This window comes from Streptosporangium sp. NPDC051023, assembly GCF_040689595.1.
In the GTDB taxonomy this organism is placed as follows: domain Bacteria; phylum Actinomycetota; class Actinomycetes; order Streptosporangiales; family Streptosporangiaceae; genus Streptosporangium.
The window spans coordinates 18,686-27,418 of the sequence record NZ_JBFBCE010000115.1; the positions used below are offsets into that span (position 1 = coordinate 18,686).

Consider the following 8,733-nt stretch of genomic DNA (forward strand, 5'->3'; position numbering starts at 1 on the left):
CCATGGCCATACCGATCGCAGAACCGTCGGTCACAGACGACGGTGCCGGCCCCGGCACCCTCGGCGACGGACGCTCCCGGGGCAACCGCCTGTGAACGGGATGACAGACCAGCATCCGTCGCAGACGGACGGCCAAATGAGGGACAGATGCAACAGACGCTGTGACCAGAGCACCGCCGGGCCCGGCCGGTTGATCGGCCGCGTGCAAGAGATCGCACAGATGGACTCCTTCCTTGCCCGAATCCGCACCGCGCAAGGCGGAACGCTTGTCTTGTCCGGCGCCCCTGGAATCGGGAAGTCCGCGCTGCTGGACCACGCCGCCACCCGCTCGCGCATCTGCGGGATGGGGCTGCTGCGGGCGACCGGCTCCCAGTTCGAGGCCGAGATCTCCTATGCGGCCTTGCACCAGCTGCTCCACCCGCGCCTGGACGAACTCCTGCAGCTGACGCCGCACTTCGCCGACGCACTCAAGAGCGCGCTCGGGCTCGCAGCCGGGCAGCCGCCCGCACCGCTGCTCGCCGCCAACGCGATCCTGGCATTCTTACGCCAGATGTCACAGGAGCGTCCCCTCCTGCTCATCATCGACGACCTTCCCTGGCTCGACCGGGCGAGCGAACGGGTACTCGGGATAGTCAGCCGCCGTCTGACAGGGTTGCCCGTGGGACTGATCGCCGCCTGCCGAACAAACGAAGCCCCCGGCTTCGACCAAAGCGACATCCCCGTCCTCGATGTGCAACCGCTCTCGGAGGAGGCTGCGGCAGAACTTCTCCGGAATCGCTACCCGGCCATGAAGCCCCGGGTCACGCGGCGACTTCTGGACACCGCCCTGGGCAACCCGCTGGCCTTGCTGGAACTCCCGGTCTCGCTCGGCGACCTCGCCCACACGCCCGCGGGCGCGCTGCCTGCCGCCCTCCCCTTGACCCGGCGGCTGCAGAGGGCCTTCGCCTGTCGTGTTCAGGCGCTCCCACAACCGGTCTATGAGCTCCTGCTCCTGGCCGCCTTGGACGGCACCGGCGATCTGAGCCTGCTGCGCGCCATCGCCGCCGATCATCAAGCCACAGGCCTCGGTCCAGCCGAATCCGCAGGACTGGTGCATACCGATGACTCCGCCGCCCGGCTGGCCTTCCGCCACCCGCTCATCCGGTCGGCCGTCGTCGACCTGTCGAGCAGCCAACAACGACGCCAAGCCCACGCCGACCTGGCCACTCTCCTCACCGATGAGCCCGAACGGCACGCATGGCACCTGGCCGAAGCCGCCGACCGGCCCGACGAGAACGTGGCAGCGCTCCTCCACCAGGTCGCCATCGCCAGCCTGCGGCGCGGCGACTCCGTCGGCGCCCTCACCCAGTTGCTGCGGGCCGCCGAACTCAGCCCCATCGGCAAGGGGCGCAGCCGACGCCTGGCCGAAGCCGCCTACCTCGCCACCGTCGTCACCGGCGACCTACACGATGCCCCCCGCCTGCTTGAGCAGGCCCGCCACGCCCAGCCCGGCCCCTTCGACGTCCCGTCGTTGGCCGGCGCCCGCGCCTGCCAACTCCTGCACGCCGACGGCGACCTCGACACCGCCCACCGCCTGCTCGCCACCGCACTCAACGAGCTGGAAGACCCCACCCGGGCAGACGACGTCCTCGTCATCGAAGGCCTGTTCATTCTGCTCATGGTCTGCTTCGTCGGCGGACGCGCCGACCTCTGGCCCCCCTTCCTGGCCGCGGTCGACCGGCTGCGGCCGCGTCCTCCCGAACTCCTGGCGATCCTGTCGCGCACCTTAAGCGACCCCGTCCGCCTTGCCCCCGGCATGCTCATCCGCGTCGATGCGGCCATCGCGGCCCTCGACCAAGAAGCCAACTCGGCCCGGATCGTCCGCACCGGCATGGCCCTCGCCTACCTCGACCGGCTCTCCCACTGCCGCGAACCGCTCCAGCGCGTCATCCAGGACGGCCGCGAAGGCAGGGCCGTCACCTCGGCCGTCGAAGCCCTCTTCCTGCTGGCTCAGGACGCCTTCCACACCGGACGGTGGGAAGAGGCCCAAGAGCTTGTCGACGAAGGACTCAAGCTCTGCGATGTCCATGGCTATGACCTGCTGAGCTGGCCCGGCCGCCTCACCGACGCCCTCCTGGCCGCCGCCCGCGGCAATTATGAGCACGCCATCGACACCGCCCATGCTATGGACACCTGGGCCAGATCACGCCGCGCCGGGATCGTCACCGCCTTCGCCTCCCGCGTTCAGACCCTGACCGCACTCAGCCGCGCCGACTACGAAACCGCCTACCGTCACGCCGCCGCCATCAGCCCACCCGGAATCCTGGCCCCCTACGCGCCCCAGGCCCTCTGGGTCTTCTTCGATCTCATCGAAGCCGCCCTCCACACCGGCCGCCGCACCGAGGCCGCAGCACACCTCACGGCCGCCCAAGACCTCGACCTGGGACGACTCTCACCACGTCTGCGGCTGATCGTGCTCGCCGGCGCCACCCTCACCGGCCTCGACACCGACACCACCCTCCTCGAAGCAGCGATCAGGGAACCCGGCAACGACCGCTGGCCCTTCGACCTGGCCCGTATCCAGCTCACCTACGGCTCCCACCTGCGCCGCGCCAAGCGCACCACCGACGCCCGCCGCCACCTCGCACAAGCCGCGCAAGTCTTCCAACAGCTGCAGGCCACCCCGTGGGCAGGCCGCGCGGAACGTGAACTACGGGCCACCGGCATCACCATCTCCACCGCCGCGACCGGCCCGGCCGCCCTCACCCCGCAACAGCTCCAGATCGCCCAGCTCGCCGCAGCCGGCCATACCAACAAACAGATCGCCGTCCGCCTGTTCCTGTCCCCGCGAACGGTCTCCACCCACCTGTATCAGGTCTTCCCCAAGCTCGGCATCACCTCCCGCGCCGCCCTGCGCGACGCCCTCGCCAACCCCCCAGATCCCCATCCCAGGTGAGACAGAACTCACCGTCTTCACCCTGGAGCCGCACCACGAGGTCGACGCTGACGCCGTCGCATGGCCCCTCGACGTAGGAGCCGTCGCAGCGCGCCATGTCCGAGCGCGTGGGCGGTCGGGCAGTCCCGGGAGCGCACGACCGTGATCGTTCATCACGACTCCGGCTGTCCCTGACGACGCGGCTCAGCAACACCCGTGGGTTACCCGGGCGCGAACGAACACCTTGGCGAGTCAGGCTGGAGCCATGATCAACGAACTACCTGGTCCCACGCTTACGCAGGTGTTCCGCCTGCATGCCGTGCTGGGCGCTCCTGTCGATCTCGGATACGGCGGGCGCCTGATCGTGCCGCTGATCGGCGGCCGGTTCACCGGCCCGGAACTCCACGGCAACCTGGTCGGCGAAGGCAGCACCGACCGGCGGGAGGCGCTCCCGGACGGAACCGTCCGGGGCCAGCTGTGCTGCACGCTGCGTACCGACGGAGGCGATCTGCTCGACGTCCACTCGCATGCGATCATCCACGGTGGCCCGGCCGACGCCCCGCTGATCCGCGCCACCACCCGGCTGCAGGCCGTCGCTCCGCATCTTGCCTGGGTCAATCAGGGCGTGTTCATCAGCGTCAGTCTCTACCGGGGCGACGATATGACCTTGGAGACCTATCTGGTGTCGTGAGATGACCGCATACTTCAGGGATGACGGGCAGCTCTGGGACCAACTCGCTTCTACTGGGCCGTCAGGCCGAGTGCGCCGCCATCGACGCGTTGCTGGAGCGCGCTCGCGACGGGCACGGATCGGTTCTGGTCCTGCGGGGTGAGACGGGTGTGGGCAAGACGGCATTGCTGGAGTACAGCGCCGCGCGCGCTTCGGCCTTCCGCATCGCCCAGGTGGCGGGCGTGGAGTCGGAGTCGGAGCTCATGGGCGCCGGACTGCAGCAACTGCTCGGAGGGGCGCTGATCGAGGAGGCCCAGCTCCTGCCCAGCTCGCAGCGCGATGCCCTCCGTATCACGTTGGGGGTGCAGGACGGTCCGGCGGCCGACCGGTTCCTGGTCGGGCTCGCCGTTCTCGGCGTGCTGAGCGAGCTCGCCGATGAGCGTCCGCTGCTGATCCTCGTCGACGACGCGCAATGGCTGGATTCGGTCTCCACACAGATCCTCGCCTTCGTCGCCCGCCGCCTGGCCGCCGAGCGGGTGGCGATGCTGTTCTCGGTGCGCGAGCCGAGCGAGGACACCGAACTCGACGGGCTGCCCGACATGCCCGTGCAGGGCCTGGGCGCGCACGACGCCCGCCGTCTGCTCGGCTCGGTGCTCCCCGGCGGCTTGGACGACCAGGTACGCGACCGGATTGTCGCCGAGACGCGCGGTAACCCGCTGGCCTTGCTCGAACTGCCGCGCACGATGACACCGGCGGAGCTGGCGGGCGGGTTCGGGCTGCCGGATGCCCGCATGTTGTCCGGCCGCATCCAGCACAGCTTCGTCCGGCGGATCGAGGCGCTGCCCGGCGACACCCGCCTGCTGATGTTTGTCGCGGCCGCCGAACCGGTCGGCGACATGCTGGTGCTGATGCGCGCGCTGGAGCACCTGGGCATCGCCATCGGCGCCGCCGAGCCCGCCGAGTCGGCGGGCCTGGTCGAACTCGGCCCGACACTCGCCTTCCGCCACCCCACGGTCAGGACCGCCGCCTACCGGGCCGCGACCCCTGAGGTTCGCCGCCGCGGGCATGCGGCGCTGGCTGAGGCCACCGACCCGCAGGCCGACCCTGACCGCCGTGCTTGGCATCGTGCGCACGCGACGGCGATGCCGGATGAGGACGTTGCGGCGGAGCTGGAGCGCCGCGCCGCTCGCGCGCAGGCCCGGGCCGGCGCCGAGGCGGCGGCAGCTTTTCTTGAGCGGGCCGCCGAGCTGACACCCGACCCCCGGCTGCGTGGCGCGCGGGCCTTGGCCGCCGCCCAGGCCAAGCTGGACGCGGGCGCTCTCGGCGCGGCCGAGGCACTGCTGGCGCTGGCGGCGATCGCCCCGCTGGATGAGGCCGAGAGGGCGCGGCTGGAGCGCGTGCGCGCCCACATCGCGTTCGCCCGCACCCGGGGCAGCGACACGCCCACCCTGCTGAGCGTAGCGGCCAGGCAGCTCGAAGTCGTCGATCCGGAGCTGGCGCGCGAGACGCATCTGGAGGCGATGTGGGCGTTGATGCGCAGCGGCCGGTTCGGCCGCCCCGACGGCGTGCTGACCGCCGCGGACGCCGCGCTGGCGCCGGTCCGCGATCATCTTGTGCGGGCCGTGGACCAGTTCCTTGACGTGCTCGTCACCCGGGCCACGCACCCGTATGTGCAGGTGCTGCCGTCGGTGGCGCGGGCGATCGCGACCTTCCAGCGTGAGGGTTTCCGCCGTGACAACATCGCCTGGTGCTGGCTGGCCTGCCAGCTGGCCATGGACGTGTGGGACGACGACGCCTGCGCGGCGATGGCTGGCGGGCTGGCCGAGGCGGCCCGTGAGCGCGGCATGCTCACCGTCCTGCCGTTTGCGCTGAACTACTCCGCCGCCCACCAGCTGTTTGCCGGACGCTTCGACCTCGCTCAGCAGCTCGTCCAGGAAGCCGACGCGATCACTGACGCGACGCGCAACGTCGCCGTCGCTGACTTCTCCATCCTGCTCGCGGCCTGGCAAGGCGAGCGGGAGCGCACGCTCGACCTGCGTGAGCGCATCCTCGCCGCGGCAACGGCCCGTGGCGAGGGTTTCGCCGTGGAGGCGGTCGAGTGGGCCGCCGCGACCCTGCACCTGGGCTACGGCGAGTACGGCCCTGCCGCCGAGGCCGCCCAGCGCGCCGCCGAGCCCGACGGGATCGGGTTCACCGTGTGGGTGTTGCCCGAGCTGATCGAGGCGGCCGTCCGCTCCGGTGACGCGGACACCGCGAACGACGCGTTCGAGCGGCTGGAGGAACGCTCGTCGACCAGCGAAACGCCGTGGGCACGCGGCATCGAGACCCGTTCCCGGGCGTTGCTGAGCCAGGACGGCAAGGCCGAGGAGCTGTATCGGGAGTCGATCGAGCACCTGGCCCGCTCCCGTGTCACCGTCCACCACGCCAGGGCTCAGCTGATCTACGGTGAGTGGCTGCGCAGGCACAACCGCAGGATCGACGCACGTACCCAGCTCAAGGCCGCTTTGGCCGCCTTCGACGCCATGGGTGCGCGGGCGTTCGCCCGGCGTGCGGAAGGAGAACTGCTGGCGACCGGGGAGACCGTCCACAAGCGCAGCGAGGGCCCAAGCGTTCAGCTGACCCCGCAGGAGGCGCAGATCGCGCGGCTGGCCGGTGACGGGCACACCAACCCGGAGATCGCCGCCCGCCTGTTCGTCAGCCACCGCACCGTCGAATGGCACCTGCGCAAGGTCTTCACCAAGCTGGCCATCACCTCGCGCAAAGAACTGGCGCGGGCGCTGCGAGCCGTCGAACCGACGACGATCTGACCGCGCTCGTCCACCCGACCCCAGTAAGGGGCCCGGGGGAGGGCCAGGGAGTGTCACGGGCGCGAAAGCCGGCCGCCGCGCGCGATCGTGAAGACATCACCGCCCAGGCACCCGGACCAGTGAGCCCGGGACCACCACAAGGAGCAGAGATGTCCGCCAAGGCCACCCCCACCGCAAACACGCAGACCGCCGCCGCCACGACCGCTTCCCGTCCCCTTCGCAGGATCGTCACCGTCGCGCTGGCCGTCGTGGCCACCGCGGCCACGCTGCTGGCCACCGCCCCCAGCGCCAGCGCGCAGGGCAACTGCACGCACTACGGGCAGGAGGGCTGGGGGCAGATGTTCACCGACAACAACTACCAGGGCGACTGCTTCGAGTGGACGCTGGGGCAGATTACGGACCTGCCCGCCTACATGAAGAACAAGGCCTCTTCCCTGCGGATCTGGACTGGCTGGCCGCAGTACGGCGCGACCCTGTACGACTTCGACTCGGGCACCCAGTTCTATGCCGGGCCGAACGAGTGGTGGCCGAGCCTGCCCGGCTGGTTCAACGACAAGGCTGACCGCGTAACCGGTTGACCTCCGATGAGTCTCGCCGCCTGGCACGTGGGGCGGTGCGACGAGGGGAACCTGTGGCAGGTCACTCGCGACTGCCTGAACGACGCAGGGGGCGGGCACCCGCCCGCCCCGCCATGCCAAGCCGTACAGCCCAGAGGCCAGGCCCTGTCACCGAGAGGATGAGTAGCCATGACGTATCGGACTCTGCGCCTCGTTTCCACCGACGAGGGCGTGCTGAGCGTGGTGATGGACGCGCCGCCGATGAACCTGATCGGCCCCGAGCTCGTCCGCGACCTGGTGAAGCTGGTCGGCGAGCTGGAAACGGATCAGGGCGTCCGGGTCGTGGTGCTGGAGAGCGCCGATCCCGAGTATTTCGTCCCGCACGTCGATCTGACCAAGGTCGCCGACTACACCACCGAGGCGGCCCGGGCAGGCGGCCCGGGCGACGCCTCGCTCGGCATGCTGTGGTACCGGCTCAGCAAGCTACCGGCCGTGACGATCGCGAAGATCCGCGGCCGGGCGCGTGGGGCGGGCAGCGAACTGGCGCTGGCGTGCGACATGCGCTTCGCCTCCCGCGAGAACGCCGTTCTCGGGCAGATCGAGGTCGGCACCGGCGCGCCTCCTGGAGCCGGAGGCATGCAGCATCTCGCCCGGCTGCTGGGCCGGGGGCGGGCGATGGAGGCGATCCTCGGCGCCGATGACTTCGACGCCGACACGGCGGAGCGGTACGGCTGGATCAACCGGGCGTTGCCCGATGCCGAGCTCGACGCCTTCGTCTCCAGGCTCGCCGGGCGTATCGCCTCGTTCCCGGTCGAAGGAGTTCGTACGGCGAAGCGAGTGCTCAACGAGCTGACCCTGCCCGCCGCCGACGCTGTCCGGGCGGATGCGATCCGATTCCGCGATCTGGTCGCCGCAGACGCCACCCAGGCCCGGGTGAAGGCCCTGTTCGCGCTGGGACTGCAGACCCGCGGCCCACTCGAACTCAACCTGGGAGAACGCCTCGGCGACCTGTAAGGAGAGGGCAGCGAGCGGCCACCGCCTGCTCCCCAGGGCTCAGCGCAGGGTGAGCCCGCTGCCCTCGTAGACGGCGCGGAGACCGCGTTCGACCGTTTCGTCGTTCTCGCCGACCGGGGCGACGTAGTTGAGGACCGCGCGGGCGGCGTCCTCGCCGAGAGCGCGGGTGATCACCCAGGTGGCCAGGTACTGTGACGCCAGGCACCCGCCTGCCGTCGCGATGTTCCCCTGCGCGTGGAAGGGTGCGTCCAGCACGGTGACGCCGCAGGCTTCGCTCACGAACTCGATCGGACGCTGCCCGGTCACCGGGACGCCGTTCATGGACGTGACCACCGGCGTCGGCGTCGTGATGAACGCTTCCAGCCCGTCGGCCCGGCATCGGTTGATCAGCGCCGAGGCGATGAAGCTGTCGAGTTCGTTGAACCCGTCGAATGTGACCACCGCTACCCGCATGACATCTCCTTCGGACAAGTCTTCGGAATCGGGGACAGGCGCTGCGCACGTTCAGCGTCCTGCAGCCCATACCAAGCTGAGCACATCCTGTCCCGGAACGGCCACCTGGAGGCAAGGCCCGCCACCTGACCACGTCGCGCGAGCGGAGTTCCTTGCACCACTGGGGGAGGCTTTCCCGCTATTCGCCCGCGCCCGCGTCGAACGTCAGGCGGGCGCCTCCGGGCCCGCGCTTCAGAGCAGGGCGCGTAGGACGGGCTGGAGGGCGCGGTGGAAGGTCGGGTAGGCGAAGTGCATCTCGGCCAGTGTCGTGATCGGGAC

General features: G+C 70.4%; 6 protein-coding genes. 5 read left to right on the top strand and 1 reads right to left on the bottom strand.

Features of this window, described 5'->3' with window-relative positions; genetic code table 11:
- The first annotated feature begins 136 nt into the window (after nucleotides 1-136).
- The 5 genes from AB0395_RS42970 to AB0395_RS42990 all read left to right on the top strand — a co-directional run bounded on the left by AB0395_RS42970 (nucleotide 137) and on the right by AB0395_RS42990 (nucleotide 7,962).
- Nucleotides 137-2,935, top strand: coding sequence for an AAA family ATPase (locus AB0395_RS42970; protein WP_366292465.1), 2,799 nt, complete (start codon nucleotides 137-139; stop codon nucleotides 2,933-2,935).
- A gap of 244 nt (nucleotides 2,936-3,179) precedes the next feature.
- Complete coding sequence (locus AB0395_RS42975) at nucleotides 3,180-3,605, top strand: DUF3237 family protein (protein ID WP_366292468.1); 426 nt, start codon at nucleotides 3,180-3,182, stop codon at nucleotides 3,603-3,605.
- Nucleotides 3,606-3,625: 20 nt separating this feature from the next.
- On the top strand, nucleotides 3,626-6,391 hold the full coding sequence (locus AB0395_RS42980) for an AAA family ATPase (RefSeq protein ID WP_366292470.1): 2,766 nt from the start codon (nucleotides 3,626-3,628) through the stop codon (nucleotides 6,389-6,391).
- 149 nt (nucleotides 6,392-6,540) lie between these two features.
- Nucleotides 6,541-6,969: a hypothetical protein gene (locus AB0395_RS42985; RefSeq protein WP_366292472.1), complete on the top strand. Its 429-nt coding sequence runs from the start codon at nucleotides 6,541-6,543 to the stop codon at nucleotides 6,967-6,969.
- Nucleotides 6,970-7,137: 168 nt separating this feature from the next.
- Nucleotides 7,138-7,962, top strand: coding sequence for an enoyl-CoA hydratase/isomerase family protein (locus AB0395_RS42990; RefSeq protein ID WP_366292474.1), 825 nt, complete (start codon nucleotides 7,138-7,140; stop codon nucleotides 7,960-7,962).
- 39 nt (nucleotides 7,963-8,001) lie between these two features.
- Here the strand turns inward: AB0395_RS42990 and AB0395_RS42995 are convergent, their stop codons facing one another.
- On the bottom strand, nucleotides 8,002-8,415 hold the full coding sequence (locus AB0395_RS42995) for a hypothetical protein (protein ID WP_366292477.1): 414 nt from the start codon (nucleotides 8,413-8,415) through the stop codon (nucleotides 8,002-8,004).
- Between the last annotated feature and the right edge of the window lie 318 nt (nucleotides 8,416-8,733).